The 26,943-nt window shown below is 75.8% G+C and carries 21 protein-coding genes and 1 pseudogene; 5 read left to right on the forward strand and 17 right to left on the reverse strand.

Annotated features, from left to right (window positions below; genetic code table 11):
* Positions 1-50: 50 nt before the first annotated feature.
* Positions 51-1,868 (forward strand): 2-oxoglutarate dehydrogenase, E2 component, dihydrolipoamide succinyltransferase, encoded by a 1,818-nt coding sequence (gene sucB / locus O7609_RS04130; protein WP_269743091.1) that lies wholly within the window; start codon positions 51-53, stop codon positions 1,866-1,868.
* 99 nt (positions 1,869-1,967) lie between these two features.
* Here sucB and O7609_RS04135 read toward each other — a convergent pair whose 3' ends face one another.
* Positions 1,968-2,465 (reverse strand): SRPBCC family protein, encoded by a 498-nt coding sequence (locus tag O7609_RS04135; protein WP_269743092.1) that lies wholly within the window; start codon positions 2,463-2,465, stop codon positions 1,968-1,970.
* 63 nt (positions 2,466-2,528) lie between these two features.
* On the opposite strand from O7609_RS04135, the gene O7609_RS04140 reads away from it, so the two are divergent.
* Together O7609_RS04140 and O7609_RS04145 are read left to right on the forward strand one after the other, a co-directional pair.
* Positions 2,529-3,125, forward strand: coding sequence for a TetR/AcrR family transcriptional regulator (locus tag O7609_RS04140; RefSeq protein ID WP_269743093.1), 597 nt, complete (start codon positions 2,529-2,531; stop codon positions 3,123-3,125).
* Positions 3,126-3,211: 86 nt separating this feature from the next.
* Positions 3,212-4,597 carry an FAD-binding oxidoreductase gene (locus tag O7609_RS04145; protein WP_269733541.1) on the forward strand — a complete coding sequence of 462 codons (1,386 nt, stop codon included), beginning with the start codon at positions 3,212-3,214 and terminating at the stop codon, positions 4,595-4,597.
* On the opposite strand, the gene O7609_RS04150 is transcribed toward O7609_RS04145, so the two are convergent.
* Positions 4,566-5,462 carry a S41 family peptidase gene (locus tag O7609_RS04150; RefSeq protein WP_269743094.1) on the reverse strand — a complete coding sequence of 299 codons (897 nt, stop codon included), beginning with the start codon at positions 5,460-5,462 and terminating at the stop codon, positions 4,566-4,568. The two genes, O7609_RS04145 and O7609_RS04150, sit on opposite strands and share 32 nt — an antisense overlap.
* 48 nt (positions 5,463-5,510) lie before the next feature.
* Here O7609_RS04150 and O7609_RS04155 point away from each other — a divergent pair, with 48 nt between their 5' ends.
* The gene (locus tag O7609_RS04155; RefSeq protein WP_332330034.1) at positions 5,511-5,678 is read left to right on the forward strand and encodes a hypothetical protein; all 168 of its coding nucleotides are present in this window, start codon (positions 5,511-5,513) and stop codon (positions 5,676-5,678) included.
* 40 nt (positions 5,679-5,718) lie between these two features.
* On the opposite strand, the gene O7609_RS04160 is transcribed toward O7609_RS04155, so the two are convergent.
* Positions 5,719-6,477, reverse strand: a complete 759-nt coding sequence (locus tag O7609_RS04160) for a sulfite exporter TauE/SafE family protein (protein WP_269733543.1) — start codon at positions 6,475-6,477, stop codon at positions 5,719-5,721.
* 198 nt (positions 6,478-6,675) lie between these two features.
* Between O7609_RS04160 and O7609_RS04165 the strand changes: the two genes are divergently transcribed.
* A complete protein-coding gene (locus O7609_RS04165; RefSeq protein WP_269733544.1) occupies positions 6,676-7,305 on the forward strand; it encodes a GntR family transcriptional regulator in 630 nt (209 codons plus the stop codon).
* Positions 7,306-7,497: 192 nt separating this feature from the next.
* On the opposite strand, the pseudogene O7609_RS04170 reads toward O7609_RS04165, so the two are convergent.
* The 14 genes and pseudogenes from O7609_RS04170 to O7609_RS04235 form a co-directional block, all read right to left on the reverse strand.
* Positions 7,498-7,750 (reverse strand): annotated as a pseudogene (locus O7609_RS04170) (collagenase); the annotation flags it as partial.
* A gap of 49 nt (positions 7,751-7,799) precedes the next feature.
* A complete protein-coding gene (locus tag O7609_RS04175) occupies positions 7,800-8,516 on the reverse strand; it encodes a hypothetical protein (RefSeq protein WP_269733545.1) in 717 nt (238 codons plus the stop codon).
* Positions 8,513-9,721: a type VII secretion protein EccE gene (locus O7609_RS04180; protein WP_269733546.1), complete on the reverse strand. Its 1,209-nt coding sequence runs from the start codon at positions 9,719-9,721 to the stop codon at positions 8,513-8,515. The genes O7609_RS04175 and O7609_RS04180 overlap by 4 nt, the downstream gene beginning before the upstream one ends.
* On the reverse strand, positions 9,718-11,253 hold the full coding sequence (gene eccB / locus O7609_RS04185) for a type VII secretion protein EccB (RefSeq protein ID WP_269733547.1): 1,536 nt from the start codon (positions 11,251-11,253) through the stop codon (positions 9,718-9,720). The genes O7609_RS04180 and eccB overlap by 4 nt, the downstream gene beginning before the upstream one ends.
* 58 nt (positions 11,254-11,311) lie before the next feature.
* Positions 11,312-12,787, reverse strand: coding sequence for a S8 family serine peptidase (locus O7609_RS04190; RefSeq protein ID WP_269733548.1), 1,476 nt, complete (start codon positions 12,785-12,787; stop codon positions 11,312-11,314).
* Positions 12,784-14,241 carry a type VII secretion integral membrane protein EccD gene (eccD, locus tag O7609_RS04195; RefSeq protein ID WP_269733549.1) on the reverse strand — a complete coding sequence of 486 codons (1,458 nt, stop codon included), beginning with the start codon at positions 14,239-14,241 and terminating at the stop codon, positions 12,784-12,786. The genes O7609_RS04190 and eccD overlap by 4 nt, the downstream gene beginning before the upstream one ends.
* Positions 14,242-14,261: 20 nt before the next feature.
* Entirely contained in the window at positions 14,262-18,266 is a 4,005-nt protein-coding gene (eccCa, locus tag O7609_RS04200) for a type VII secretion protein EccCa (RefSeq protein WP_269733550.1), read from the reverse strand.
* 3 nt (positions 18,267-18,269) lie between these two features.
* Entirely contained in the window at positions 18,270-20,708 is a 2,439-nt protein-coding gene (locus tag O7609_RS04205; RefSeq protein WP_269743095.1) for a TPR repeat region-containing protein, read from the reverse strand.
* Positions 20,709-20,776: 68 nt separating this feature from the next.
* Positions 20,777-21,124: a hypothetical protein gene (locus O7609_RS04210; RefSeq protein WP_269743096.1), complete on the reverse strand. Its 348-nt coding sequence runs from the start codon at positions 21,122-21,124 to the stop codon at positions 20,777-20,779.
* Between the two features lie 23 nt (positions 21,125-21,147).
* Positions 21,148-22,494, reverse strand: coding sequence for a hypothetical protein (locus O7609_RS04215; RefSeq protein WP_269743097.1), 1,347 nt, complete (start codon positions 22,492-22,494; stop codon positions 21,148-21,150).
* Between the two features lie 3 nt (positions 22,495-22,497).
* Positions 22,498-22,848, reverse strand: coding sequence for a hypothetical protein (locus tag O7609_RS04220; protein ID WP_269743098.1), 351 nt, complete (start codon positions 22,846-22,848; stop codon positions 22,498-22,500).
* 70 nt (positions 22,849-22,918) lie between these two features.
* Positions 22,919-23,215 (reverse strand): hypothetical protein, encoded by a 297-nt coding sequence (locus tag O7609_RS04225; RefSeq protein ID WP_269733555.1) that lies wholly within the window; start codon positions 23,213-23,215, stop codon positions 22,919-22,921.
* Positions 23,216-23,281: 66 nt separating this feature from the next.
* Positions 23,282-23,614 (reverse strand): aliphatic sulfonate ABC transporter substrate-binding protein, encoded by a 333-nt coding sequence (locus O7609_RS04230; protein WP_269733556.1) that lies wholly within the window; start codon positions 23,612-23,614, stop codon positions 23,282-23,284.
* Positions 23,615-23,845: 231 nt separating this feature from the next.
* The gene (locus O7609_RS04235) at positions 23,846-26,683 is read right to left on the reverse strand and encodes an AfsR/SARP family transcriptional regulator (RefSeq protein ID WP_269743099.1); all 2,838 of its coding nucleotides are present in this window, start codon (positions 26,681-26,683) and stop codon (positions 23,846-23,848) included.
* Positions 26,684-26,943: the final 260 nt, after the last annotated feature.

The raw sequence follows: 26,943 nt of genomic DNA on the forward strand, positions 1-26,943 counted from the left end.
CGCGTCGGGCGCGACCACATCCGTACCTTTCGTAAGGAGCAACCGAAACCATGCCGGTTTCCGTAACCCTTCCGGCGCTCGGCGAGAGCGTCACCGAGGGCACCGTCACCCGTTGGCTGAAGGCCGAGGGTGAGACCGTCGAGGCCGACGAGCCGCTGCTCGAGGTCTCGACCGACAAGGTCGACACCGAGATCCCCGCCCCCGCCGCCGGTGTCCTCTCCTCCATCAAGGTCGCCGAGGACGAGACGGTCGAGGTCGGCGCCGAGCTGGCCGTCATCGACGACGGCTCCGGCGGCGGCGCGCCCGCGGCGGCCCCGCAGGCCGAGGCCGCGCCGCAGGCCCAGCCGGAGCCCGCCACGCCGGAGCCCGCCCCGCAGGCCCAGGCCGAGGCCGCGCCGCAGGCCCAGCCGGAGCCCGCCCCGCAGGCCCAGCCGGAGCCCGCCCCGCAGGCCCAGCCCGAGGCCGCCCCGGCCCCCGCTGCCGCTCCGACCGGCGCGGCCTCCGGGACGGACGTCGTCCTGCCCGCGCTCGGCGAGTCCGTCACCGAGGGCACCGTCACCCGCTGGCTCAAGGCGGTCGGCGACGACGTCGAGGCCGACGAGCCGCTGCTCGAGGTCTCGACCGACAAGGTCGACACCGAGATTCCCGCCCCCGCCGCCGGCACCCTGCTGGAGATCCTCGTCGGCGAGGACGAGGCGGCCGAGGTCGGCTCGAAGCTCGCCGTCATCGGTGAGAAGGGCGCGGCGGCCCCCGCTGCCGAGCCGGCCGCCCCGGCGCCCGCGCCCGCCGCCGAGGCGCCGAAGCCCGCGCCCGCGCCGGAGCCCGCGCCGGCCGCCGAGGCCCCCAAGCCGGCCCCTGCGCCGGCTCCGGCCGCCCCGCAGCCGGCCGCTCCGGCCCCGGCTCCGGCGCCCGCCCCGGCCGTGCCCGCCGCCCCCGCCCCGGCGGCCGGCGGTGGCGCCTACGTCACCCCGCTCGTGCGCAAGCTCGCGACCGAGAACAACGTGGACCTCTCCACGGTCAGGGGCAGTGGCGTCGGCGGCCGGATCCGCAAGCAGGACGTCCTGGCCGCGGCCGAGGCCGCCAGGGCCCAGGCCCCGGCCGCCGCTCCCGCGGCGGGCGCGGCGAAGGCGGCGGCCCAGCCGTCCGAGCTGCGCGGCCAGACGGTCAAGATGTCCCGCATCCGCAAGGTCATCGCCGAGAACATGATGAAGGCGCTGCACAACCAGGCGCAGCTCTCCACCGTGGTCGAGGTCGACGTCACCCGGATCATGCGGCTCAGGGCCCGGGCCAAGGAGTCCTTCCTCGCCCGTGAGGGCGTGAAGCTCTCCCCGATGCCGTTCTTCGTGAAGGCGGCGGCCGAGGCGCTGAAGGTCCACCCGTCCGTCAACGCCCGCATCAACGACGACGGCACCGTCACCTACCACGACGTCGAGAACGTGGGCATCGCGGTGGACTCGGAGAAGGGCCTCATGGTCCCCGTCATCAAGGGCGCGGGCGACCTGAGTCTGGCGGGCATCGCCAAGCGCACCGCCGAGCTGGCCGGCAAGGTCCGCGGCGGCGGCCTGAGCCCGGACGACATGTCCGGCGGCACGTTCACGATCAGCAACACCGGTTCGCGCGGTGCGCTGTTCGACACGATCATCGTGAACTACCCGCAGGTCGCCGAGCTGGGCATCGGCGCCACCGTGCGCCGTCCGGTCGTCGTGAACCACCCGGAGCTGGGCGAGACCATCGCGATCCGCGACATGGCCTACCTGACCCTCTCCTACGACCACCAGCTGGTCGACGGTGCGGACGCGGCCCGCTACCTGAACGAGGTCAAGGAGCGCCTGGAGGCGGGCGAGTTCGAGGGCGAACTCGGCCTCTGAGCCACCCCGTTCCACCCGTTGGCCCGCTCCGGCCGTCTCCACGACGGCCGGAGCGGGCCAACGTCGTCGCGGGCCGCCGCGGCTACCGGGCCGCTCCCCTCACCTGCCCCCGAGGCGGCTCGCCAGCCCGCGCAGGAGGCGTACGTACGGGGTCCAGCGGGCCGGGGTGCGCACCGTTCCCGTCAGGGCACGCTCGGCGCCGTCCATGCTGTCCTCCAGGAGGGCGTCGTGCAGGGGCCGCCACAGCAGCGGCCAGGTGAGCCGGGCGGGCCCCCGCGCCCGCATGGCCAGGGTGTGCCGCAGCGTCGTCCGGTCCGCGCCGGCGGGCAGCACGACGTACTCGTGGAACCCGTCGAAGCCCCTGGGCCCGTCGAACGTGAACCGCACCCAGGTGCCGGGCACATACGCGGCGACGTGGTAACGCACGGGCCCGTGGCCGCCGGACGCACCCACGCCCAGCGCCGCGTCGAACCGCATCCGCGGCCACGCGCCGTGCGGCCAGAGCGCGTCGTCCCCGCCCGCCAGTCGGTCGATCAGCGCTCCCAGCTCGTCCCGGCTTCCCGGCAACAGCCGTTCGTGCACGTTGTAGACGCCCATGCCAGCCTGCTCCCCCGTATGAGAGACGTCTCTCTATTTCATGGAGAGGGTAGCCTCCAATACATGGCCAGGCCACCCCGCTTCAGCACCGACCAGCTCCTCGACGCCGCGGTGCGGCTCGCCGCCGCGGCCGGCCCCCCGGGCGTGACCATGGCCGCCGTCGCCCAGGCCGCCGGCGCCCCGAGCGGCTCGGTCTACCACCGGTTCCCCGGCCGGGACGTCCTGCTGGCGGAGGTGTGGCTGCGCACCGTGGAACGCTTCCAGGAGGGCTACCTCGCCGCGCTCACGGCGGAGGACGACGTACTCCGGTCCGGGCCGGCCGCCTCCCGCCACGTCGTCGTCTGGAGCCGGCGGCACCCCGAGCAGGCGGCCGTCCTCCTGCACGGCCCGGAGGCCTTCGGCCGGGAGCGGTGGCCGGCCGAGCAACGGGAGCAGGCGGATCGCGGCAACGACCGGGTGTTCGCGGCCCTCCGCACCGCCACCGCGCCGCTGGGCGGCGCGGACCCGGAGACCGCGGAACGGCTGGTCCTCGCCCTCGTCGACCTGCCGCTCACCCTCGTCCGCCGCCATCTGCGCTCCGGGGGCACCCTCCCGCCGCACGCCGAATCCCTGGCCGAGTACTGCACGGCCACCCTGCTCACGGCTTCGCCGCCCGGCTGAACGGCCGGGCGGCGGCCCGGGGCACGAGCGGGACTCGCTCCGGGCTCGACCGCCACGAGGCCGGCTGGGAGCAGCATCCTTGAGACATGGAGATCACAAAGGGCAGGGAAACAGCGGGTGTTGAGACACTCAGCGGTCCGGTCCTCCGGCCGGGTGACCCGGGATTCGAGGAGGAGGCCGGGGGCTACCAGACGGCGTACGCGCACCGGCCGTCGCTCGTCGTCGGTGCGGCGCACGCCGAGGACGTCCGGCGGGCGGTGCGGTACGCCGACGCGCACGGGCTGCCGGTGGCCGTGCAGGCGACCGGCCACGGGCTGTCCGTGGCCGCCGACGGCGGGGTCCTTGTCAGCACCCGGCGCATGCGGGGCGTGACGGTGGACGCGGAGGCGCGCACCGCACGGATCGAGGCCGGGGCCCGGTGGGCGGACGTGATCACGGCGGCGGCACCGCACGGGCTGGCACCGCTCAACGGCTCGTCCAACACCGTGGGCGCGGTCGGCTACCTCCTGGGCGGCGGCATCGGCCTGCTGGCGCGGCGGTACGGGTACGCGGCCGAGCACGTCCGGGAGCTGGAGATCGTCACGGCCGACGGCGAGCGGCGGCGGACGGTGCCGGGCGAGGAACTGTTCGCAGCGGTGCTGGGCAGCGGCGGCAACCTGGGCGTGGTCACCTCGATGGAGATCGGCCTCTTCCCCCTGTCGACCGTCTACGGGGGGCAGTTGGTGTTCGGGGAGCCGCACGTCGAGGCGGCGCTGGAGGCCTGGCGACGGTGGACGGCCGAGGTGCCCGAGGAGCTGACGTCCACGCTCACCCTGCTCGCCTACCCGGACGCGCCCGAGGTGCCCGGTCACCTGCGCGGCCGGTACGCCGCCTCCGTACGGATCGCCTTCGACGGGCCGTCGGCCGAGGGCGAGCGGCTGGTCCGGCCGCTGCGTGCGGTCGGGGAGCCGCTGGAGGACGGGCTGCGGGAGATGCCGTACACCGAGTGCGGCACCATCCACCGGGACTCCGACGCGCCGCACCCCTACACCGGCACCAACACCCTGCTCACCGAGCTGACGCCGGAGGCCACCGGAGCCGTGCTGGAACTGGCCGGGCCCGGGGCGCCGGTCTCCTGCGTGGTGGACTTCCGGCACCTCGGGGGCGCCCTGGACCGGCGCGGTCCCGGCCGGATCGCCGTCGACCACCGCCGGGCGCGGTACGTCGTGCGGGTCATCTCCGTACCGGGGCCCGGGGGCGACGACCCGGCGGCGATCCGCGAGCGGCACGCCCTGCTGCGGAAGGCCTTCGGCCCGTGGCGCCTCGGGCACTGCGTCAACTTCCTGTACGGGGACGGCGACGCGGCCGACGAGACGCAGACGGCCCAGGCCTTCGAGCCCGCGACCTACGCCAGGCTCGCGGCACTGAAGGCCGCCTACGACCCGAAGAACCTCTTCCGGTTCAACCGGAACGTCCGTCCCGCAGCCGGCTGAGCGCCTCCCGGTGGGCCACCCCCGGCGCCTCCTCGGCCGGCGCGGGGATGTCCGGCGTGACGCCGGTGCCCTCCCAGTTGGTTGCGGTCACCGTGCTGACCGTCCGGGCGGTGGGCACGGTGACCGTGACGTGGTCGGTCACCGGGTACCGCTCCGTCGGGTGGGCCCCGCCGCGCGTCCTCTCCCCCACGACGACGGCGCGCCCGTGGGCCTGGAGGGTGTAGGCGACGTCCTCCCCGCCGGAGAACGTCGCGGGCCCGGTCAGGACGAACACCGGCCGGTCGAGGTAGCGCGGAGCCGGCAGGTGGGCGGCCGTCCAGTATTGGCGGGTGGTGCCGGCGGGCCGGTCGTGGATGTCGTTGAGGTGGACGTCACCGTCCGGGAAGAAGTAGCTGCACCACAGGGCGGCGCCCTCGGGCGAACCGCCCCTGCACGCGCGGAGGTCGAACAGGAGGGCGTCGCTTCCGGCGGCGAGCTGCATCGCGGCGCCGATGGCGGGGGCACCCGAGCCGGGGTCGGCGATCCGGCGGACGTCCAGGAGCGCGATGTTGCCGTCGAGGTGCTCGAAGCGGCGTACGCCCTGGTTCTCGGCGGCGAGGAGGGCCCGGAAGGCGGCCTGCCCTCCGCCCTCGTCCGCGGTCCGGGGCGTGTCGCTCCACAGCAGCCGCAGATGCTGGTCGGGGCAGGCCTCCTGGAGGTGGGCGGTGACGGCCGCGCAGAGGGCGGCCCCCGTCAGGCCCTCGTACTCCCCGGCCGCGAGCCGGCGGCGGAGCGCGCCGTCGATCACGGGGACCCGCTCGGGAAAGACGTAGCCGGCGCCTATCCGGTCCAGGGCCCGTTCGATGATCTGTGCGTTGGTGAGCATGACCGGCGATCCTAGCCACCGGGTACGGGCGGGGCCCGGGAAATCCGGGTGCGGTGGCCCCGGGGGTGCTGCCCCCGGCTCGGCTTCGTTCCCGGCGGCGGTCTCGGCTTCCGCCGCCCCTCGTTGCGCATCCCCGAACCCGCCTTCCAGGTCCGCGCGCTGAGCTCCCACGCGCCGTGGATGACGGGCACGCTGGTCTACGGCGAGACGTTCTGACGCCACGACGCCGTCGGGGCTGCGGCCGTGGCGGCCGGGCTCACGTGGCCAGCAGGACGACGGACGCGGTGAGGCCCACGGTGATGATGACGGCTCGGAGGACGGCCGGGGGCAGCCTGCGGCCGATGCGCGCGCCGAGGAGGCCGCCGAGCGTGGCTCCGAGGGCGATGGCTCCGGCGGCGGCCCAGTCGACGCGGGCGACGGCGATGAAGACGACGGCCGCGACGCCGTTGACCACGGAGGACAGCACGTTCTTGACGGCGTTGAGCCGCTGCAGGTCGTCGGGCAGGCAGCTGCCGAAGAGGCCCATCATGAGGACGCCCTGCGCCGCGCCGAAGTAGCCGCCGTACACGCCGGTGCCGAGGACGCCGAGCCACAGCGGGACGCCGCCGTCGGGGTGGGCGTCGGCCGGCCGGCGGCTGGTGAGCCAGCGGTTCAGCCGGGGCTGGAGCAGCACGAGGACGCAGGCGGTGAGGATGAGCACCGGGACGACGGCGGCGAAGGTCTCGGCGGGCAGCGTGAGCAGCAGGATCGCGCCCGTGAGGCCGCCGGCGAAGGAGGCGGTGGCGAACCGCAGGACACGGCGGCGCTGGCCCCTCAGCTCCCTGCGGTAGCCGTAGGCGGCGCTCAGGACGCCCGGGACGAGGCCGATGTTGTTGGAGACGTTGGCCAGCACCGGCGGGTAGCCGAAGGCGAGCAGCGTCGGGAAGGTGATCAGCGTCCCGGAGCCCACGACGGCGTTGATCCCGCCGGCGGCGACGCCCGAGGCCGCGATGGCCGCCAGTTCGAGGGCGTTCACGGCCTCGGTCCCGGCGCTGGTCCCGGCGCCGGCCCGGACGGCGGTACGGGTGGCGGTTCCGGCCCGGCTCCCGGCGGGGGCTGCGTGATCGTGGGCATGGTCACGGACCCTACCCCGACCCGACGACGCGAAAAGGTGACCGGTGAGTAGCCCGAACGGAGGGCGCCGTATTGTCGAGGGTGACAGTTAGGAGCGCCCATGGCACCGCCCGTCGTCCAGTCGCTACGTGAGCAGATCCGCGAGCACCTCGTGGAGGGCATCGTCAGTGGCCGGTGGAGCCCGGGTGAGCGGATCGTCGAACGCCGGATCGCCGTGGAGCTGCACGTCAGCCAGACGCCGGTGCGGGAGGCGCTGCGCGAGCTGGAGGCCCTGCGGCTGATCGAGTCGGCGCCCAACAAGGGCGTGCGGGTGCGGGCGCTGTCGGCGGCCGACCTGGAGGAGATCTACCCGGTGCGCGCGGGCCTGGAGCAGATGGCGGCGGAGCTGGCCGCGCCGTGGCTCGCCCAGGACGTGTCCGCCCTGGAGCCGCACGTGGCGGCGCTGTACGAGGCGGACCGGGTCGGGGACGGCGAGGCGCAGGTGCGGCATACCGTGGCCTTCCACCGCGAGCTGGTGCGGGCCTCGGGGAACAGCGTGCTGCTGCACACCTGGGAGTCGCTGGGCATCGAGGTGTGGACGGCGCTGTCCATCCGCTGGCTCGGGACCGTGCAGCAGTCCTACGCGGAGGAGCACGACGCGGTCGTGGAGGCGTTCCGCCGGTCGGACCCGCGGGTGGCACAGCTGGTGAAGGAGCACGTCCTCGGCTGCGCCCCGGCCCCGGAACGCTGAGCGCGCCGCGCGCGCCGCCCGCACACGGCTGTCCGCGCGGCATCTTCCCGCGCCGCGCCTTCCGCACGGCCCTCGTCGAGGGCATCTTCGTCGCGGGTCCGTACCCGTAGTCCCCCGCCCCTCGCCGGAGCCTGGGCAGCACCAGTGCCAGGTGAAATATCACACCCGTGCCCAGGAGAGCTCCGAGCGATCGGTCGCGCCCCGCTCGATGTAGACGCCGCCGTTGTCCATGCCCATCCCGGTGAGCAGGGGATGGTACGTCTCGTAGTCCGCGCGGGAGGCGTACAGCACGGCGCGCAGCGCGGTGCTGGGGTCCTCCGTCAGCGGCTCGCCGCCTGCCCAGGACCCGTTCGAACTGGCCCTTGACCCGCTTGCTCGCAAAGTAGAGCTGGTCGACGACGGGCCGGTCGAGGCCGGTGCGGACGACGAGCGCGCCGTCGTCGTACCCGGCCGGTGCCCGCCCGGACCACGGCGACGGCCCGGGCCGTACGGGCTCAGGCGGGCCGGAGCAGGGCCGTCTCGGCGGGGGCGATGTCCAGCCGCAGGATGTCGGCTCCCGTGGGCCGGAACATGGCGATCTCGCCCTGCGCCAGAGTGGCCGTCAGCCGCCCGGCGGCCTCGCCGAGCACGGGGGTGACGGCGTCGGCGTAGCCGGCGTCCAGGACGAGGACGGCGTCGGGTTGCCGCCAGTGCGCCGAGCGGGCGGGGGCGCGGCGGGTGACGTGGACGACGGTGGTCCAGGCGCCCGGCCGCGCGACGGCGCCGGGAGGCCGCCGCAGGTCGGTGACGAGGGCCTGCGGGCCGGGCCCCGCTCCCGGGGCCGTGGCGGGTCCCGGCGGCCAGGCGGTGGCGGCCTCGGAGACGGCCAGCCGCTCACCGCAGGCGGCCTGGAGGGACGCCCACAGGGCCGGGCCGCGGGTGGCGGCCGTCACGGCGGCGCCGGTGGCCACGAGCCGGCATGCCAGCAGGCGGCCGAACAGGGACTCGCCGAGCACGCCGACACGGGTGCTCCGGGGGCCGAACGCGGGCAGGGTGACGGCACGTCCCGTGCGGTCGGTGCCCAGGTGGATGCCGCTGGGCGCGGGGAACAGCGCGAAGCCCTCGCCGGCGGCGGCCTGCGGCGGGCTGACCGGAAGGGCCGTCAGGTCCGGGTACGCGGGGGACGCCGGGGACGCGGCGCGGGCCGGGGCGGCGGAGCGGTGGCGGCTCATGGGGCTCCCGTCGTCGGGGGGTGGGCTGCGGACGAGGCCGCGGGCGTGGCGGACGCGGTCCGGCGGGCGCGGGCGGTGTGGCGGGCGCGGTCCGGGGCGAAGCCGGTGGCGGCCTCCAGCGGCCGGGCGGGGTGGGCGACGGGCAGCGTCGCCACCAGCCCGGCGGGCTGGGCCCCGGTGAGCGGCAGCGCCGTGCCGCCGCCGACGAGCCGCTCGCGGCACTCCGCAACCCGCTGGGCGGCTCCGCCGACGAGCCGCACGGCCACCCGCGCCTCGGTGCCCGTCGCCGTGCGGCCGAACGTCACGGCGGCGACGGTGCGCTCCAGCCCCGTCGCCGACAGCTCGGCGAGCAGCCGGAGCCAGGCGTCGGTTCCGGTGAGCCGGGCGGCGAGCACGCAGTGGGTGGTGTGCGGGCCCGCCCAGCTGTCGGCCAGGGCCCGCCCGGAGCCGTCCGGGTCGCCCGCGTCGCGCAGCAGCTCCCGCAGCCCGTCCCCGTCCAGCGGCTCGGCGGGCACGTCCAGCGCGGCCAGGCGCGCGCGGAGCCGGGCGGTCGCGGCGGCGAGCGCGGCGCGGGCCCCTGCCGCCCCGCCGCCCCGGGCGGCGGCCACCTCGGGGGCGTCCCAGGGCTCGTAGCGCACCACCAGATGCGAGCGGACGGCCACGGGCCCTGCTCCAGCCGGGAGTTGGCGGTAGGCGAGGGTGGGTTCGAAGCGGCGGTGGAAGTCCCAGGACGGCAGCCCGAACTGTTCGACGAGGAGTTGGACGGTCACCGGGCGGGCCGGGTCGTGGGCGAGCCACTCGCCCAGCGTGTCGGCGGCCGGTGCGGGCAGGACGCCGGGCGGCAGGGCGAGGACGGCGGCGTGGCCGCGGCCGTCGGACAGGACGCCGACCGGCCCGCCGTTGCGGTCGCCGGTCTCGGTGGTCTCCAGCGCGGGCAGGAGCGTCGCGGCGAGGCCGAGCCCCGGGTCGCGGGGGCCGCCGGGGCCGGGGGCGAGGGCGCCCCGGCACAGCCGGGCCAGGAGCCGGGCGTCGAGCCACTGCCCGTCGCGCCGCAGGACGGTGACGACACCGGTGCCGGCGCCCGCAGCGAGCAGTGCCCAGCCTTCCGGGCCGCCGAGCGCGGCTCCGGCGAGTCCGGCGCCGAGCGCGCCCTGGAGCGCCACGGCGCGGGCCCGGCCGAACGCGGTGGTCTCCGGGAGCCTCATGCGTCGCCCTCCTCCGCGCCCTCGGCGCTCTCGTCCCGCTCTTCGTCCCCGGAGTTCCCGCTCTCCCCGGTCTCCTCGTCCTGTTCGGCGTCCGGGGAGGCGTCGGCCTCCTCCTCCGGCTCGGGGCCCGCCCCGGTCCGGCCGTCGCCCTGGTGCTCGACGGCCGCGGCCCGGGGGTCGAGCACGGGACCGCGGGGCAGCAGGCCGACGTAGGCGGCGGGCAGCGTCGGCGCGTCGGCGGGGGTGTACCGGAGCCGCTCGACGGCCTCGGCGGTGGCGAGGGGGTAGGCCGTGCCGCCGTCGGTGACGAGGGTGTAGGTGCCGCCCGCCCCGGCGGAGGCGGTGGCCCGGACGAGGGCCCCGCGGCCGGGCTGGACGTAGACGCCGGTGACGATGCCGAGGGTGGTGCCGTCCGCGGGGGCGACGGGGCTGAGGCCGGCGGGCTCGGGGAGCCGGCCGGGCAGGTGGACGACGGCTTCCCAGGGCGCGTCGCCGGGGGCGGATCCGGTGGGCGTGGTGACGCAGAGCGGACGGTTGCGGTCGAGCCGGTCGGCGTCCGGCAGCCGCTCGGGCCAGGCGGGATCGCCGGGGGCCGGGGCGTCCGAGCGGGGCGCTTCGGCGGCCTGCACCGGCGTCAGCTCGTGCTCGGCGACGTCGGTGGCGCGCAACAGCGTGTACACAAGCTCGGAGACGGCGACGAGGCCGTCCGGACGGACGGTGTAGTACTGGGGGTTCACCCCGTTCAGGTCGCTGTGGACGACGTCGCCGACGGTGGCCTCGACGCCCAGCTCGGCGGCGGGTTCGCCGCCCTCGTCGGCCTCGGGGGTGTCGATGGCCGGGGCCTCGGGGACGGTGGCCAGGAGCGCGTCGGGCAGCGGCACCCGCTGGGCCCGCTGAAGGCCGAGGGTCGCGGCGACGCCCTCGGAGATCCGGTAGCGGCGGCCGGAGTCGAGCAGCCAGAGCGTGCCGCCGGGCGCCTGGGCGAGCACGGTCGCCGAGGGGGCGGTGCCGCTGGCCGGGGCGGCCTCCGGGAGGGCGACGTAGACGTAGGTCCGCGCGCGGCGTTCGGTGTCCGTGGCGGGGACGGTGCACACGGTCCACGGGGCGGCGCTGAGGTCACCCTCGCCCGGGAGGGCGTCGGGGGCGGCGGGGATGCCGACGGGCAGCCCGCGGGGGGCCTCGTCGAGCGCGGCCTGCCGGACCTCGGTGACCCGGCCGCCGCCGACGAGGAGCGCGGAGGCCAGGTTGAGGGCGGGGTGCACGGTGCCCTCGCTGACGACGTAGCGGTCGCCGCTGCCGCCGACGACCACGGCGCCGTTCTGCGGCAGCTTGGGGCCGCGGCCGCCGCCCAGCCAGCCGGCGATGCCGAATCCGGCCATGATCAGGACGCCCATGGCGACGCCGCCGGCCAGGGCGCGGTTGACGCGGCGGCGGGGGTCGCGCAGCGCCTCGTCGGCGCCCCGGAAGAGGCCGGTGGCCTGGCGTCGGTTCTCGTAGGCGTGGGCTTCGGCGAGTTCTCGTGTGGTGGCCATGCCGGGTTCCTGTGGGTCGTCCTGGTGCGGATCGGGGTCGTCCTCGGTGGGATGCCGGTCAGCGGGGCTGTCGGCGGGCGGGCCCGGGAGCGCGGCCGGAGGCACGGCCCGGGGCGGCCGGGTCGGGCCGCGGTGGCGGGCCGAGGCGGCGCAGCGCCGCGTCGGGCGGGCGGCGGCCCCCGGCCCGGCCCTCCGGGGCCGGGCGTCCCCGCGGCGGGCCGGGGCGCCAGCGCCGGGCGGCGGCCCGGCGCACGGCGGGGGCGCCGAGGAGGACCAGCAGGACGGCGAGCAGCAGCGCGCCGCTCCAGGCGAGGGCGGTGGTGGCGGTGGCGGTCAGCGGCGGCTCCTCCTCGGGGAGCGCCTGGACCGGGATGGCACCGTCGCGGGCCGCCTCGTCGGCGTCGGCGGCGCCGTCGGAGCCCCCGAGGTGGGTGAGGGCGGCGAAGGGGTCGACGAGGCCCGCGCCGGTGCGCGGGTCGTCCGGACCGCCGACGGGCGCGGCCGAGCCGGTCAGGCGGCGCACGGTCTCCTCGGCGCTCAGCCCGGGGAAGCGGCTGCGGACGAGGGCGGCGGCCCCGGCGACCTGCGGGGCCGCGAAGCTGGTGCCGCTGACGCGCTGGTAGCCGGAGCCGCCGGAGGCGGGGGCGATCTCGCTCTCGCCGTAGGCGGCGATGTCCACCCAGTCGGCCTGGTTGGACTGCTCGACGGGTTCGCCTCGGGCGTCCACCGCGCCGACGGCGAGGACGCCGTCGTAGGCGGCGGGGTACATGGGCACGTCGGTGGCGCCCTCGTTCCCGGCGGCGGCGACCACGACGACGTCGGACGCGACCGCCCGTCGGACCGCCTCGCGGACGGGTTCGCGGTCGACGGGCAGGGCGAAGGAGAGGTTCAGCACCCGGGCGCCGGCGTCGACGGCCGCGTCGATCCCGGCGGCGAGGGTGTTCTCGGTCGTCGACTCGACGCCGCCGACGATGCGCACGGGGAAGATGCGGGCGCCCGGTGCGACGCCGGTGACGCGCGGCTCGCCGCCCCGGGTGGCGGCGATGAGCCCGGCGACGGCGGTGCCGTGCCCGTCGCAGTCGAGGTCGGGCGCCTGCGGGCGCTGGCGCCGGAACTCCTCGGCGCTCCGCACGGTGACCAGTTCGGTGCCCTGGCCGACGGCCCCGGTCAGCTCCGGGTGCCGCCCGTCGACGCCGGAGTCGACGACGCCGACGCTCACGCCGGTGCCGTCGGCCAGGTCCCAGGCCTGGGCCAGCCCGAGCCGCTCGGCGAGCGAGGGCCCGGGGAGGGTGTCGGGGAGCGGGGCGCCCTCCCGGGGCGGCCGGGAGCACGCGGTGTCGACGCGTTCGGGCGCGGCGAAGGCCTCCGCGGCCCCGCCCCACGCCCCGGGCGCCGCGAGCGGCCAGGCGAGCAGCAGCGCCAGGAGCCCGCACAGCGGCCCGGCGTGCGGGGCGGCGTGCGCGGCACCGCGGAGGCGACGGCGAAGGCGGGGACGGCGGACGGCCGGGGGCGGGGCGCCCCGTCGCCCCGTCATGCCCGCAGCTCCAGCAGCGCCGTGTACACGTCCCACACGGCGAGCACGAGCGGGACGACGGACAGCAGCAGAAGCGTCTCGAAGCCGTCCAGGGTGCGCGCCACCCGGGGGTTGAGCCCGCGCCGTCCGCTGAACACGCCGACCGCGCAGGCCACCAGGGCCACCAGGGCGCAGCCGGGCAGCACCACGGCGAGCAGGGGCACGGCCTCCTGCGGGAAACGGGACACGGTGACCGCCACGGCGCCGCACAGGACGGCGAGCCCGGCGGCCAGGGCCGCGCGGGCCTGCGGGGCGGCCGTGAAGAGGCGGGCCCGCAGCAGGGCGAGGAGCCCGAGCGTGCCGGCGAGAACGGAGGGCCACAGCTCTCCGGAGGCCAGCAGGAGCAGGGCGCCGCCGCCGACGACCAGGAAGGCGCCCGCGAGCAGGCCGGACAGCAGCCGCCGGGCCTTGGCGACGCGGCGCTCCAGCAGTGCGTGGCCCATGGGTTCGGGCAGCTCCTCCAGCTCCTCGGCGTCGGTGACGAGCCGGGGCCCGGGGATGTGGGCCAGCCGCAGGGCGAGCGGGGGCAGCAGCGGGGTGACGGCGAGGGCCAGCGCGGTGGCGACGGTGGCGGCGCGGGCGGGCCCGGTGGACCACACGAGGGCGACGAGGGCCCCGGGCGCCGTCAGCACCCCGGCGGTGACGAGCGCCGCGAAGGTGCCGTCCCCGGCCCCGACGAGGAGGGGGCCGCCCGCGCCGAGCACGGCCACGACGGCGCAGACGAGGAGGAGTTGGGCGGCGCCGAAGCCCTCGCCCAGGAGCAGGGCGGCACCGACGGCCGCGAAGGGGGCGGCCAGGGCGGCGGTCCAGGTGCCGGCGGCGGCGTCGGCGAAGGCGCGGGAGACGAGGGCGGCGGTGCCGAGGGTGAGGGCGGCCAGGACGAGGGCGAGGACGCCCGCGAGGGTGCCGGGGGTGGCGACGAGCGCGGCGGCGGCGCCCAGGGCCGCGGCGGTGCCGAAGGCCGCGGCGGCGCCGCGCACCTTGCCGGTGGACCAGGACGCGCCCGCGCCGGACCCGGCGATGACCTCGACGACGTCGTCGTAGAGCGGGCCGGTGGTGTCCTCGGTGCCGTGGGCGAGGAAGAGCAGGTCGCCCTCACGGACCCGCTGCGCCGACAGCGGGCGCTCGGCGTCCAGCCGGGTGCCGTCGGCGCGCCGCAGGATCCAGCCGCCGTGGGCGAGTCCGCCGTCGGGCCCGGTCTCCTCCCCGGCGTGCTGCACGAGGGCGGGCAGCAGCCGGGCCAGGGGGACGCCGAAGGGGACGGCGAGGTCGGCCCGGCTGCGCGGTCCGGCGAGCGCGATGCGGCAGAAGTCGTGTCCGGGGCGGCGCTCGGCCGCGGTGCCCTCGGCAGGCCGCGGCGCGGTGCCGGTGGGGGCTTCGGCCCCGGCGGGGGCGAAGGCGGGGGCGGTGTTCATGCGCGGGTGTCCACTTCGCGTCAGGACGGGTGGGGAGAGGCCGGGGAGGCCGGGTGGGGGGCGTCCAGCCGGGTGAGCTGGACGGGGGTGGTGCCGAGCCGGCGGTGCAGGAGCAGGCCGCGGCCCTTCTTGCGCTTGGCCGAGCGGTGGCCCCAGATGGCGGGCTCGTCCTTGGGGATGCTCAGCAGCACGCCGGGCACGTTGAGTTCGCGGGCCCGGCTGAGGACGGGGTCGCCGCTGCCGCGGGCCGCGCCGCCGGCCTGGCGGGCGGCGTAGAGGTGCAGGCCGACGGACCTGGCCTGCGGGAGGAACTCCAGCAGGGGCCGCAGCGGGTTGCCCGCCGAGGTGGCGACGAGGTCGTAGTCGTCGACGACGAGGTAGATCTCGGGGCCCGTCCACCAGGAGCGGGCGCGCAGTTGCTCGGGGGTGACGTCGGGCCCCGGCAGCCGCTTGCGGAAGCCCTCGACGAGCCCGGCGACGATGTCGGTGGACCGCTCGTGGGTCGTGGCGTACCCCAGCAGGCTCTCGCCCTCGAACTCCTTCAGCATCGTCATGCGGTAGTCGAACAGGACGAGTTTGGCCTCCTGCGGCGTCCAGGTGTCCACGACCTGCCGGGCCACGGAACGCAGCAGGGCCGTCTTGCCCGTCTCGGTGTCGCCGACGGCGATGAGGCCGTTGTCCTCCCCCGGGCGGAAGACGACGGGCTCCAGCCGGTTGCCCTCGACGCCGATGACGACGCCGGGCGCGGTGCCGTCCGGCGCGGCGGGCCGCGGGCGTCCGGCGTAGGGGTAGGAGTCGGGCAGCATCCGCACCCGGGGGGCGGTGGGCCCGTGCCAGGCCTGGGCCACGCGCCGGACGAGGTCGGCGACGCCGTCGGCCAGGTCCGCGTCGCCGTGCCGCCCGTCGAGGCGTGGGACGGCGCCGAGGAAGTGCAGCTTGTCGGCGGTGAGGCCGCGGCCGGGGCGGTCGGCGGGGACGGCGCGCTGGAGCTTGCGGTCGACCTCGGAGTCCAGGGCGTCGCCCAGCTTGAGCTCGATCTTGGTGCCGACCAGGTCGCGCATGCCGAGCCGCAGGTCGAGCCAGCGGTTTCCGGTGACGACGAGGTGGATGCCGTAGGTGAGCATCCGGCCCGCGACCCCCATGAGGGTGGTCTCCAGGTCCGGGAAGTGCTGCCGCAGCACCTGCCAGCCGTCGACGACGAGGAACACGTCGCCGAAGGGGTCGTCCACCCGGCCCTGGGAACGCAGCCGCCGGTAGTCGCCCATGGAGTCCACGCCCAGCTCCCGGAACCGCAGTTCGCGCTGTTCGAGGACCTCCAGCACCTCGGCGACCGTGCGGTTGACCGCCTCCGGGTCCAGCCGCCCGGCGACACCGCCGACGTGCGGCAGCCCGGCCAGGGCGAAGAGGGTGCCGGAGAAGTCCAGGCAGAAGAACTGCGCCTCGACGGGGGTGTGGCGCAGGGCGAGCGAGGCGATGAGGCTGCGCACGACGGTGGACTTGCCGCTGCGGGGGCCGCCGACGACGGCGGCGTGCCCGCCCGCCCCGGACAGGTCCAGCGTGTACGGGTCGCGCCGCTGGTGGTACGGCCGGTCGACGGTGCCGATGACGGCCTGCATGGCGGGCCGGTCGGGCGCCGTGCCCAGGCCGCGCCCCTCCCGGACGGTGAGGTCGGGGCAGAGCGCGTCCAGGCTGTCCGGCTCCTCCAGCGGGGGCTGCCACACCTGGTGGGCCTGCGGTCCCCGGCCGGTCATCTGCTCGGTCATGACGCCCAGCACGGTCGCGGACGCCTCGGCTTCCTCGGTGTCCTCTCCCTCCGTCTCGGGGAGGGCCGCGGGTGCGGTGGCGTGCGGCTGCTCGGCGGGGACGGGCAGATAGGCGGCGGGGAAGGGCCGGACGTCGACGGAGCCGCCCAGCGGCGCCGGGCCGCCCTCGGCCTGCGTCTCGTACGCGCCGGAGACGTAGGCGGCCCGGAAGCGCTTCAGGCTCGTCATGTCGGTGCGCAGGTAGCCGTGGCCGGGCGCGTTGGGCAGGTGGTGCGCGTCGGTCACGCCGATCGCGGCCCGGCTCTCCTGTTCGGAGAACGTGCGCAGGCCGATGCGGTACGACAGATGGGCCTCCAGCCCGCGCAGCCGCCCCTCGTCCAGCCGCTGCGAGGCGAGCAGCAGATGCAGCCCCAGCGAGCGCCCGAGCCGCCCGATCTGCACGAACAGCTCGGCGAAGTCCGGCTTCTGGGCGAGTAGTTCGGAGAACTCGTCGACGACGATGAACAGGCTCGGCAGCGGCGGCAGGTCGGCGCCGCGCTGGCGGGCCCGCTCGTAGTCCCGCACGGAGACGAGGTTGCCCGCGTCCCGCAGCACCTCCTGACGGCGGTTCATCTCGCCCGCCATCGCCTCCTGCATGCGGTCGACGAGGGTGAGGTCGTCCTCCAGGTTGGTGATGACGGCCGCCACGTGCGGCAGCTCCGCCATCCCGGCGAACGTCGCGCCGCCCTTGAAGTCGACCAGGACGAGGTTGAGCTGCTCCGGCGAGTGGGTGGCGGCCATGGCCAGGACGAGCGTGCGCAGCAGCTCCGACTTGCCGGAGCCGGTGGCCCCCACGAGCAGCCCGTGCGGGCCCATGCCGTTCTGCGCCGACTCCTTGATGTCCAGGTCCAGCACGCCGCCGTCGGCGGCCAGCCCGATCGGCACCCGCAGCCGGTCCCGCAGGGGGCGCGGGCGCCACAGCGTGTCCAGGTCGAGCCGTCCGGCGTCCCGGACGCCGATGAGGCCGGGCAGGGTCGTGTCCGCGGTGTCCAGGTCCTCGGTCTGCACCGTCTTCGCGTCCAGCCGGAACCCGGCGAGCTGCTGGGCCAGCGCCTCGGCCTGCGCGGGGCCCAGCGCGTCGGCGGTGCCCAGCTCGTCGGTGGCCTCCCCGCTGCGCACGCGCAGCCGGCCGCCCTCGGCCAGCAGCGCCACGCCGTGGGCGTCGCGCAGCGCGGCGGCCCGCCCGGTCAGGTCGAGCACGGTGATGCCCTGCAGCCCGTCCGGGTCGAGCACGACCTCCGAGCCGAGGGCCAGCCCGCCGTCCAGCACGACGAGCAGGTGCGGCACGTCGGGGTCGGGCTCAGCGTCCCGGTGGAAGCGGGCCCGCCGCCCCAGCTCGGCGCCCAGCAGGTCCTCCAGCCCCGCCAGGCCGGGGTGGATCATGCGCACGGGCCCCGCGTGGTCCACGTCCTCGGGGTGGTGGTTGTGCGGCAGCCACTTCAGCCAGCCCCACTCCGGCCCCTCCGGGTCCCGGGTGCACAGCAGCACCCGCAGGTCGCGCGGGGCGTGGAAGGTGACGGCCTGGGCGATGACGGCCCGGGCCAGGGCACGGGCCTCCTCCGGGTCCCCCTCCAGCGACAGGCACGCGAAGCGGCGCAGGGCCAGCTGCACGGGCAGCTCGGGCACGACCGCGTGGGCGTTCACGAACCGCTTGAGCGCGACGGCGGCCAGCGGGTCCAGATCCTCCACCGGCGCCGACTCGCCGGGCACGAGCGGGGTGGCCAGGTAGCGCGGCCCGGAGCCGACCCGCACGACGCCGAAATCCTCGTCCGCCGCCCGCCGCTCCCACAGCCGCCGGCTCGCCGCCACGCCCCACAGCAGACCGGGCTCGGGCCCGTCCCACCGCAGCGACGCCCGCTGCGCCTCGGCGGTCCGCCGCACCTCGGTGCGGGTGCGGTCCAGGTAGCGCAGGTAGTCGCGGCGCTCCTGCTGCGCCTGCCCCTTGGTCTGCCCGCGCTGGCGCAGCAGCGAGCCGACGACCATGGCCAGCGAGGACACCAGGAACATCGTCCCGACCACGTACCCGATCGGGCCGCGCCCCATCGTGAGCATGTACAGGACGGAGCCCAGCCCGCTGAGGGCGGGCAGCGCGGTGAGCCAGACGTTGTTGTTCGGGTCCGGCTGCGGCAGCTGCGGCGGCGCCTTGAGGACGACCTCGCCCTCGGGCACGCTCGGCCGCTGGGCCCGGACGGGACGGCGGAAGGTGGTGGTGGGTGTGCTCATGGCTCAGTCCGCGCTCGTCTCGTCGCTGCCTTGGTCCGAGCTCGCCGCGCCGCGGCCCCGGCGGTAATCGTCCTTGAGCACTTCCGCAGCGCCGCCGTACGACCCCTCGACGGCGTCCAGGACGTTTCCGAGATCCGAAGCCTCGAGGCCCGGGACGACCGGGTTGTCGTCGCTGTCGACGTCGTGGTCGTCGAGCTTCTCCTCCAGCGCGCTCCGGCTGTTGCCGTGCCCGGCTTCCAGCGCGGCGTTGGCGACGAGGGACCGGATCTCCCAGTCGCCGTGCAGGCCGGCCTCGTAGTTGAGCTCTTGCGCCAGCGCCTCCGCTTCCGGCGGGGTGTCCAGGAGTCCGCCCACGCCACCCACCACGGCCCCCGCGATACCCCAGCTCGTGCCGCCAGACGCCGGTGCCAGGGCGGCCCCCACTCCGGTGATCACCGTGGCCGCCGCAATGCCGAGCTTCTGCTGTTGCTTGGCCTTGTCGTCCTCGGACTTCTGGTCGTCGACCAGCGACTGGTCGTAGGCGAGATCCACGGCTCCGTCGAGGTTGCCCAGATCGCCCAGGATGCCTCGGCGCTCATCGTCGCTGGTGCCGGAAGCGAACGCCTCCTCGGCCCGGACCGTGTAGTAGGTGTTCAGGCCCACCTCGAACTTGTTGAGGACGCCCTGATCGGAGTCGGCGACGTACTGGAACAGGTCCACGCGATCCTCGCCATTCAGGCGGAACTGCCCTTCCTCGCCATCGAAGTAGCTGAACGGGTTGCCGTCGGCGTCTTTCCTGTTGGACGCGTCGCCCAGGTAGTCGAGGTAGCCGAGGGTGGTGTCCGTGATGGCGGACTCGATCAGGGGATGGTTCGCGCCCCAGCCGTTGCCGTTCGGGTCTTCGAGGTTCGCGATGTTTTCCCGGTCCTGGGCGATCGCGGTGAGGAGCTCGTATGCGGCCTCCTTCTGCCGCGCGGTGGGGTCGGCGCCTTCCGGCGGCAGGGTGGCGGAGCGGATGAGATCGGCCGCGCCGCCATGGCTCTGCCAGTCGGTGCCCAGCATGCGCTGGCGGAAGTCCTCGTCGATGATGAGATCGGCCGAGGCGCCTTCGTTCTGGGCGACGGAGTGCAGCGCCCGGCCCGCGCCGGACATGTCCAGGTCGGCGGCGGCCGGGTAGCCCTCGGCCGCGTTCGCGCCCGTCTGCGCCCACACGGCCGCGTTCGCCAGGTCCTTGCTGAAACCGTTTCCTGCGGGTGCCGTGGCATGGCCCATGAGGTCGCCGAAGCCGTCGAAGTCCCGGTACCAGTCGACCTGTTCGTCCAGGGACTGGTTGAGACGCTCCTCCGGGTTGTCGAGCAGGGTGCGCACGGATTCCGGAAGCCGCTCGTACTGGTCGGGGTCGTTCGTGTCGAGCCCGCCCACGTCCGGGTTGGTCATGACGTTGAGGCCGTTGGCGGCCGCCCGCTGGGCCGCCTTGATGGCCTCGGCTCCGGCGGGGCCGAGGTGATACGGGTCGGACCCGACGTTGCCGAGGAGGGCGAGTCCGTCGGCGCCGAGCGTGTCGTAGTACTCCTCCAGGAAGGCGAGTTCCTCGTCGGAGAGGTACTCGTGGTCGGTGCGGAGCTGGCCGTTCTCGTCGAGCATGCCGTTCATGACGTTCTCGAGGCCCTCGGTGTAGCGGGCCACGGCCGCCGGGTCCGGGTCTTCCTTGTTGAGCTCGATCCGCAGTTGCTCGGCCTCGTACTCGGCGCGCCCCGGCGGGAACCAGACGTTCACGGGCGAGTCTCCGGTGTCGTAGCCCTCCTCCGAGAGGCGCTGCTCGCGGTTGCTGAGGAAGCCGTAGTAGTCGTCGAGTTCGCCCTTCATGAGGTCGTAGACCTGGACGCCGTACTCACCGGCCTGCTCGGTGTACGCGTCCTCGATGGTCTGGCGCACGACGTCCGTCGGGAACCAGGCCTTCTCCGCGTTGTAGGTCTTGCCGTGCCCGCGCCAGATGTAGTCCTCGTACCACTTCAGCTCTTCGAGGTCGTCGTCCATGGCCTGGATCTCCTGCCGGGCCTGCGAGGCGTACCACTCGCGCCAGTACTCCAGGCCCATCTGCCCGTCGATGGAGTCGTCCAGGTACGTGATGGTGGTCTCCATCTCGTCCTTGATCTCGCCGAGGGTGTTGGAGATGGTGCGCAGTCCGCTCTCGCCCAGGTCGTCGTACGTCTCCTGGAGGTGTGCCGCACCCTCCTCGTAGATCGCGTTCGAGCCCCGGGTCCCCGCACGCTCCTCCAGGTCGGCGGCGTATTCGGCCACCGAGCCGGACTCGGCGGCCTCGTCGGCGCCGTTCTTGAAGATCGACGACAGATCGTCGACCGCGTCCGGGTCGCTGTCGTTCTTGAAGTCCGCCCGCAGCTCGTACGGGTCGCAGCCCGCTGCTTCGACGAGGGCTGCCCGGGTGATGACGAATCCAGACACGGTGTTCCTGAGGAGAGTGGGGAGGCGGGTGGGTGTGCGGGCGGACCCGAGACGGACGTGGGGCCGGGCTACATGCCGTCGGCTACGGCGCGGCTGACCTGGCGGTCGGGGGTGCGCAGGGCCAGGCGGGCCCGGAGGTCGGTGTCCTCGCCGAGGTCGGCGGTGGTGGAGCCGCCGTCGCCGATGTCGTCGCGGTCCTCCTGGGCGCGCCGGGCCCGCCGGGTGCGGTCGGCGGTGTCCGTGTTGAACCCGGCCGTGTAGCCGGCGGCGCGGGCGCCGCCGAAGGCGCCGGACGCCGCCGTGGTGTTGGCCAGGCGACGGGCCAGGCCGTCGGCCTCGTCGGCGGCGTCGTGGTTGCGCCGGGCGCTCTCCCGGAACTGTTCGGGCAGGTACTCGAGGTCGCCTTCGTCGGCCATGGTTCTGTGCTCTCCTTCCCTGCTCATTCGCCGAGGACGCCGCCGACGGCGTGCCCCCGGGGACGCCACACGGACTGGTCCTCGGTCAGGTCGGTGCCCGGTCCGGGGCGGCCCCGGCGGCCCTGGCCGCGCGAGGAGCGGGCCGCGGGTGCGGGCGGCGGGGCGGCGGGCGAGCCCGTGAGCCGATGTCGGACGGCGGCGTCGGCCGTCCGTCCCCTCCACGTGCCCGCGGGCTCGCCCGCGAGGCGCCGGCGCCCCGCCCCCGCGGGGGCACCGGCGCGGTCGCGCCCGGCGGAGCCGTGCGCGCCGGGCGGCGGCATGTACGGCCGGCCGCCCTGGGCGGCCTCCCGCATCGCCAGCCGTCCGGCGACGTTGGCCCGCCGGGAGAGGTTGTGCGCCGCCTGCCGCGCCACCTGCCCCTGCGCGGGGCCGGCGTGGGCGACGCTGGGCGGGACGGGCCCGCCGTAGAGGCCCGCGAAGGCGGCGGCGGTGCCGCCTCCGCCCACGGCCGCGATGCCGAGGCCGACGGGGCCGCCGGTCAGCGGCCCGGGGCCGCCGCCGAGCCCGGCGAGCCGGGTGGCGTACTCGGTGACCGCGCCGAAGGGCCGCCCGGTGACGGGGTCGATCCAGCGGCCGGAGGCGGGGTCGAACTCCCGGCCCGTCGCCGGGTCCACGAGGAAGCCGGTGTTGGGTGAGCGCACCCAGCCCGCGAAGTCGCCGCCGTCCGGGCCGATGACGCTGGAGTGCGGGTAGTCGCCCGCCCCCACGCGGCTGCCGTTGGGCGCGGTGGCGTAGACGGCCTCCCCCGTGGGGCCGCCTACCGTTGCGGACTCGGCCGTGTAGGACGAGCGGGCCGGAGCGCCGGGGCCGTTCGCCGCGCTCACCTCGGGCGCGGTCGGCGCGTTGCCGCCGGTGACGGTCGCGTACACGGTGTTGAGGGCGTCGAGCTCGTCGTTGACCTCGCGGGTGAGCCGGCCCATGTTGCCCTGGTGCATGGCAGACGCGGTCATCACGTCGTGCTCGGACTTCTCGTCGCGCAGGCGCTCCTGCTCGTCGTACTCGTCCTCCAGGTCCATGACGCGTTCGACGGTCTTGGAGGTGGCGTCGGCGGCCGCCTGGAGCTGCCGCGCGATGGCGACGGCCACGGCCCCGGCCCCGTCGCCCCAGCCGCCCACGGCGCCGAGCCGGTCGGCGAGTTCGAGGAGGCCCACGCCCGGCTCGGCCTGCGCGTCACCGGCGATGCCGCGCAGCCGGTCGTTGCTCTGGGTCGCCGCCCCGGCCAGGGCCAGCCAGGCTCCGGCCGCCGCACGCATGCCGTACTCGCTCGGGCTGTAGATGGTCCGGCAGGTGTCCCGGAAGTCGTCGGCCATGAGTCACACCGCCTCGTAGAACCGGCCGCCGCCGCTGTTGCCGGTGACGAGCTTCTGCTGGAGCGCCGCCTCTTCGTCGGTCATGTCGGCGATCTCCCCGGCGGTGCCCGCGTTCCCGGCGATGTTGTCCACCGAGATCCCGGCGCGCTCCAGTTCGGTGAGCATCGCGTCGGCCGCGCCGGCGAGGGCCGACTCGGCGGCCGTACCGTTGGCCACGTCACCGAACACGCCGTCGACGGAGGCGATCTCCACGAAGCGCTTGCGCATCTGACCGAGCCCGTCCAGGTCGCCGGTGCGGCGCTGCACGTCGTACAGCTCGTCGGAGTTGTGGTGTTCGGTGTCCCCCGCGGACATGTGTGCCGGTCCTTCCTCGACGTGAGCTCTGGGTGGTCGGTGGTTGTGGAGGTGTCGGCGGCGCCCGCGCTCAGAGGCTGGCGGCGCGGCGCATCGCCTCGCCGCCCTCGGCGGCGATCTCCCGGGTGCGGCCGACGGCCGTGTTCTGGAGCCCGAGGTCGTCCATGTAGCCCTGGACGTCCCGCTGGTACTGCTCGTTGCGGTCGTTGAGCACGCCCGCCAGCCCGGCGTCGATCTCGCCCTCCGGGAACAGCGCGTTGATCTGCGACATGACGTCGCTCCAGATCTCGTTGCACTCCTCGACCTGCAGGTTGCCGACCCGCTGGACCTCGGCCATGCCCATGTCCTGGAACCGGTAGTGCCCCATGCTTGCCCCTCCTCCTCGTTCCGCGGCGCCTTCGCCCCGCGCGTGCGTGTCCGTGTGGGCCGGGCCCTACATCCCGGCGGTGACCTGGCTGCTGACGCCGTTGGCGCCGCTCATGGCCTGACGTGCGGCCTCGTCGGTCTCGTGGCCGTGCTCGCCGGTGAGCCCGAGGTCGTCCTTGAGCCCTTCGAGCGCCTCGCTGAGGGCGTTTCCGGCGCCCGCGAGGTTGCTGTAGGTGTCCATGGCCGTCTCGGTGCCGGAGCCCTGGTAGGCGACGGCGATCTGCTCGCCCTGACCGCCGACGGTCTTGGCGGACTGGGCCATGCGGTCGAAGGCGTCGGTGACGATGCCCTCGATCTCCTTGAGCCGTTCGGTACTGACATTGACGTCGTAGTCGGTCACCGCGGTACTCCCCCTCGGTCGTGTCTCACCGTGAACGTGCGTGCCGCCGCGCGAGCGGCACGGTCCGCTGAAGCGTAGGAAGGGGGCGTATCAACCGCGTATCAGCGGTGACCGGTTGCCGTATCAGGGCACGGAGCCGGGCGTATCGGCGCACGGAGCCGGGCGTATCGGCGGGCGGCCTCGGGGGTATCGGCGCGGGACGCCGGGCACGTCCGCCGGCGACACGGGACGTCAGGCGTGGCCGTTGCGCGCCGGGGTGCCGGGCTCCTCGGCACCGCGCAGGCGGGTGGAGAGGGAGGCGGCCTCGCGCTCGTTGAGCTCGTCGACCAGGCGGCGGGCGCGGTGGTACGCCTCGCGGGCCTGCTCGTGGCGGCCCAGGCCGCGCAGGGCGGCGCTCACCGTCGTGTGCAGCCCGGCCACCTGGAACGGGTCGAAGGGTTGTTCCGAGGCGTGGGTGAGGCCGCGGTCGGCCCAGCGCGCCGCCTCCTCCAGCTCGCCGCCCTCCAGGTGGCACTCCCCCAGGACGGCGGCGATGGACGTCAGGTGGAACTCCATCGGGGCCGTGGCGTAGGCCTGGGTGAGCAGTTCGACGGCCTCCGCCCGGCGGCCCATCATGCGCAGGCAGCGGCCGAGGTTGTTCAGCGCGGAGTGGCGGATCGAGTTGTGCTCGGCGCCGTCCTGGCGGTGGAACTCCTCGCACAGGGCGCTCGCCTCGGCGGCGGCCTCGTCCAGGCGGCCGCTCATGGCCAGGCACGGCACGAGGTTGTTGCGGGTGCCGGCCGCCTCGATGACCTCGCCGAGCTCGTCGAAGAGGTGGACGGCCCGCCGCAGGAGCCGCTCCCCGCGCTCGCCCTCGCCGCGCTGGCCGGCCACCTTGCCCAGCTGGCTCAGCGCGACGGCCCGGGACCAGGTGTCGCCCCGCCGGTCGGCGGTGCGCAGGAGGGCTTCGCACAGGTGCTCCTGGGCGCGCCAGCGCAGGCGGAGGACGAAGTACGCCTCCAGCGCGCGGCAGGCTTCCAGGGGGAAGCGGGAGAGGGCCGGGGCGGCGTCGTCGAAGGCCGGAGCGGCCAGCTGGTCGGTCAGCCCGGTGACGTCCTCGATGACGCCGTCCATCCAGGCGAGCGCCTCGTCGGCGCGGTCGAAGCGGCGGCCGCGGCCGAAACGGGCGGCGCCGTCGCGGATGCGGGCGGGCTTGCCGCTCTGGAGGGGGACGTTGGCCCGGTAGAGGGAGCCGAGGTACCACTCCGCGAGGCCGCCGAGCGCGGCGCGGGTGCGGGTGGCGGGCAGGGCGGCCGCCTGGCCGACCGCGGCGGTGCGGACGAGGTCGTGGAGGGCGTAGGCGCCGGGGCGCGGGCTCGCCGCTATCTGGGCGTCGGTGAGGCGCTCCAGGGCGTCGCGGGCCTCGGCCGGGGTGTGGTCGCTGAGGGCGGCGACGGCGGGGACGCTGTAGGTGGTGACGGCGGCGGCGCCGAGCAGCGGGAAGAGGTGGGCCGCCCGCCGGTCGGCGGGATCGCCCTCGGCGAGCTGGTCGATGCTGAGCAGCAGGCTGGCGCGGGCGTCGACGTCGCTGGTGACGAGCTCCTCCAGCCGTCCGCGCTCGTCGCGCAGGACCTCGGTCCAGTCGGCGGGGCTCCAGCGCGGCCGGGACGCCATGCGGGTCGCGATGATCCGCAGCGCGAGGGGGAGGTTGCCGCACAGCCGGGCGAGCTCCTCCCAGTGGGGACGGTCCGCGGTCTCGACGGGGCGGCCGGAGACGGTGCCGATGAGCGCGACGGCCTCGTCGGTGCCGAGGGTCTCCAGGTGGAAGTGGCGGGCCTGTTCGATGCCGGTGAGGACGGTGCGGCTGGTCACGAGGGCCGCGGTGCCGGGCGCGGCGGGCAGCAGGGGGGCGATCTGCCGGGCGCTGACGGCGTTGTCCAGCAGGAGCAGGACGCGCCGCGTGGCGAGCTGCTCGTGGTAGAGGCGCAGGGCGGCCTCGGGGTCTCCCGGTGCCGCCTGTGAGGGCGTGCCGAGGGCGGGGAGCAGCGTGAGGACGGCGTCGTCCGGCTCCCGGGGCGGGCGCTGCGGGTCGGCGCCACGCAGGTCGACGTAGAGCAGGCCGTCGGGGAAACCGTCGGCGACGTCGTGCGCGGCGCGGGTGGCCAGGGCGGACTTGCCGACGCCGCCGGGGCCGTCGATGAGGCACACGGCCGGGGCGCTGAGCGTGCCGGTGAGCTGTTCGCGCAGCCGGGCGAGCTCGACGCCGCGGCCCACGAAGCCGGAGGCGCCCGGCGGGAAGGCGGCGCGCGGCCGGGGCGCCGCGCGGCCGGCGGGGGCGGGGCGCGCGGTGGGGGCGAGGGCGGGGTCGTCCCGCAGGATGGCCTGTTCCAGCTCGCGGGTCTCCGCGCCGGGCTCGATGGCGAGTTCGGCGACGAGTTCGCGGCGGGCCTCCTGGTAGACGGCGAGGGCTTCCGCGGTCCGGCCGCAGCGGTGGAGGGCGAGCATGAGGAGCCGGGTGAGCCGCTCCCGGAGGCGGTGCCGGTGAGCGGCGGCGCTGAGCTCGTCGACGAGCGTCTCGTGGCGGCCGAGGGCGAGTTCGAGTTCGTAGCACTCCTCGGCGGCGGTGAGGTGGAGCTCCTCCAGGCGTGGCTGCTGGGCCGTGCGCAGGGGGACGTCGGGCAGGTCGCCGAGGGGCGCGCCGCGCCACAGGCCGAGGGCCTCGCGCAGGAGGGCGGCGGCCTGGGCCTGGTCGGTCGGGGCCAGTTCGCGGGCCCGGAGCAGCAGGGCGCGGAACCGGCCCAGGTCGGTGTGCTCGGGCTCGGCGGCCAGGAGGTAGCCGGCGGGGACAGTGCGGATGAGGTCGTCGGGCAGTGCCCTGCGCAGCCGCATGACGTAGTTGCGCAGGGTGGTCCGGACGTTGGCGGGGAGCTGCTCGCCCCAGAGCTGCTCGGACAGTTCGTCGGCCGGTACCGGCCGGTTCGGACGCAGGGTCAGGGCGGCGAGCAGGACACGGAGCATCGGCGCGGTGACCGGCAGCGGGCGGCCCTCGCCGTCCACGGCCTCCACCGGTCCCAGAACGCGGAATTCCACCGACTGCCCCACTGCTGCCCCATTTCCCGTGTGCCGCGCTTGACCAGCTCTTTCGGCCTGCGTGACGAGACGATCCGAGCCTACGCAACGGTTGCAGCACCGCTGAGGCCGCGTCATCCGGCCGAGCACGGCGTCTCATGATCCGAGACGTCGACGACTGAAACCGCTGCCAGGACGGACGCGCCGCACCGAGGCCGACCGGGCGGTCGGCCACCGCATCGAGGGCGGGCCGGGACGGGCGCCGGGGCCCGCTCCCGCAC

Origin of the sequence: Streptomyces sp. WMMC1477, from assembly GCF_027460245.1 — a bacterium.
GTDB lineage: Bacteria > Actinomycetota > Actinomycetes > Streptomycetales > Streptomycetaceae > Streptomyces.

Coding starts and splice junctions, on each gene's coding strand:
- O7609_RS04210 (WP_269743096.1), bottom strand. CDS start 21,124: ATGGCCGACGAAGGCGACCTCGAGTACCTGCCCGAACAGTTCCGGGAG.
- O7609_RS04225 (WP_269733555.1), bottom strand. CDS start 23,215: ATGGGGCACTACCGGTTCCAGGACATGGGCATGGCCGAGGTCCAGCGG.
- eccD (WP_269733549.1), bottom strand. CDS start 14,241: ATGAACACCGCCCCCGCCTTCGCCCCCGCCGGGGCCGAAGCCCCCACC.
- O7609_RS04180 (WP_269733546.1), bottom strand. CDS start 9,721: ATGAGGCTCCCGGAGACCACCGCGTTCGGCCGGGCCCGCGCCGTGGCG.
- O7609_RS04140 (WP_269743093.1), top strand. CDS start 2,529: ATGGCCAGGCCACCCCGCTTCAGCACCGACCAGCTCCTCGACGCCGCG.
- O7609_RS04175 (WP_269733545.1), bottom strand. CDS start 8,516: ATGAGCCGCCACCGCTCCGCCGCCCCGGCCCGCGCCGCGTCCCCGGCG.
- sucB (WP_269743091.1), top strand. CDS start 51: ATGCCGGTTTCCGTAACCCTTCCGGCGCTCGGCGAGAGCGTCACCGAG.
- O7609_RS04150 (WP_269743094.1), bottom strand. CDS start 5,462: ATGCTCACCAACGCACAGATCATCGAACGGGCCCTGGACCGGATAGGC.
- O7609_RS04215 (WP_269743097.1), bottom strand. CDS start 22,494: ATGGCCGACGACTTCCGGGACACCTGCCGGACCATCTACAGCCCGAGC.
- O7609_RS04145 (WP_269733541.1), top strand. CDS start 3,212: ATGGAGATCACAAAGGGCAGGGAAACAGCGGGTGTTGAGACACTCAGC.
- O7609_RS04135 (WP_269743092.1), bottom strand. CDS start 2,465: ATGGGCGTCTACAACGTGCACGAACGGCTGTTGCCGGGAAGCCGGGAC.
- eccB (WP_269733547.1), bottom strand. CDS start 11,253: ATGGCCACCACACGAGAACTCGCCGAAGCCCACGCCTACGAGAACCGA.
- O7609_RS04165 (WP_269733544.1), top strand. CDS start 6,676: ATGGCACCGCCCGTCGTCCAGTCGCTACGTGAGCAGATCCGCGAGCAC.
- O7609_RS04190 (WP_269733548.1), bottom strand. CDS start 12,787: ATGACGGGGCGACGGGGCGCCCCGCCCCCGGCCGTCCGCCGTCCCCGC.
- eccCa (WP_269733550.1), bottom strand. CDS start 18,266: ATGAGCACACCCACCACCACCTTCCGCCGTCCCGTCCGGGCCCAGCGG.
- O7609_RS04220 (WP_269743098.1), bottom strand. CDS start 22,848: ATGTCCGCGGGGGACACCGAACACCACAACTCCGACGAGCTGTACGAC.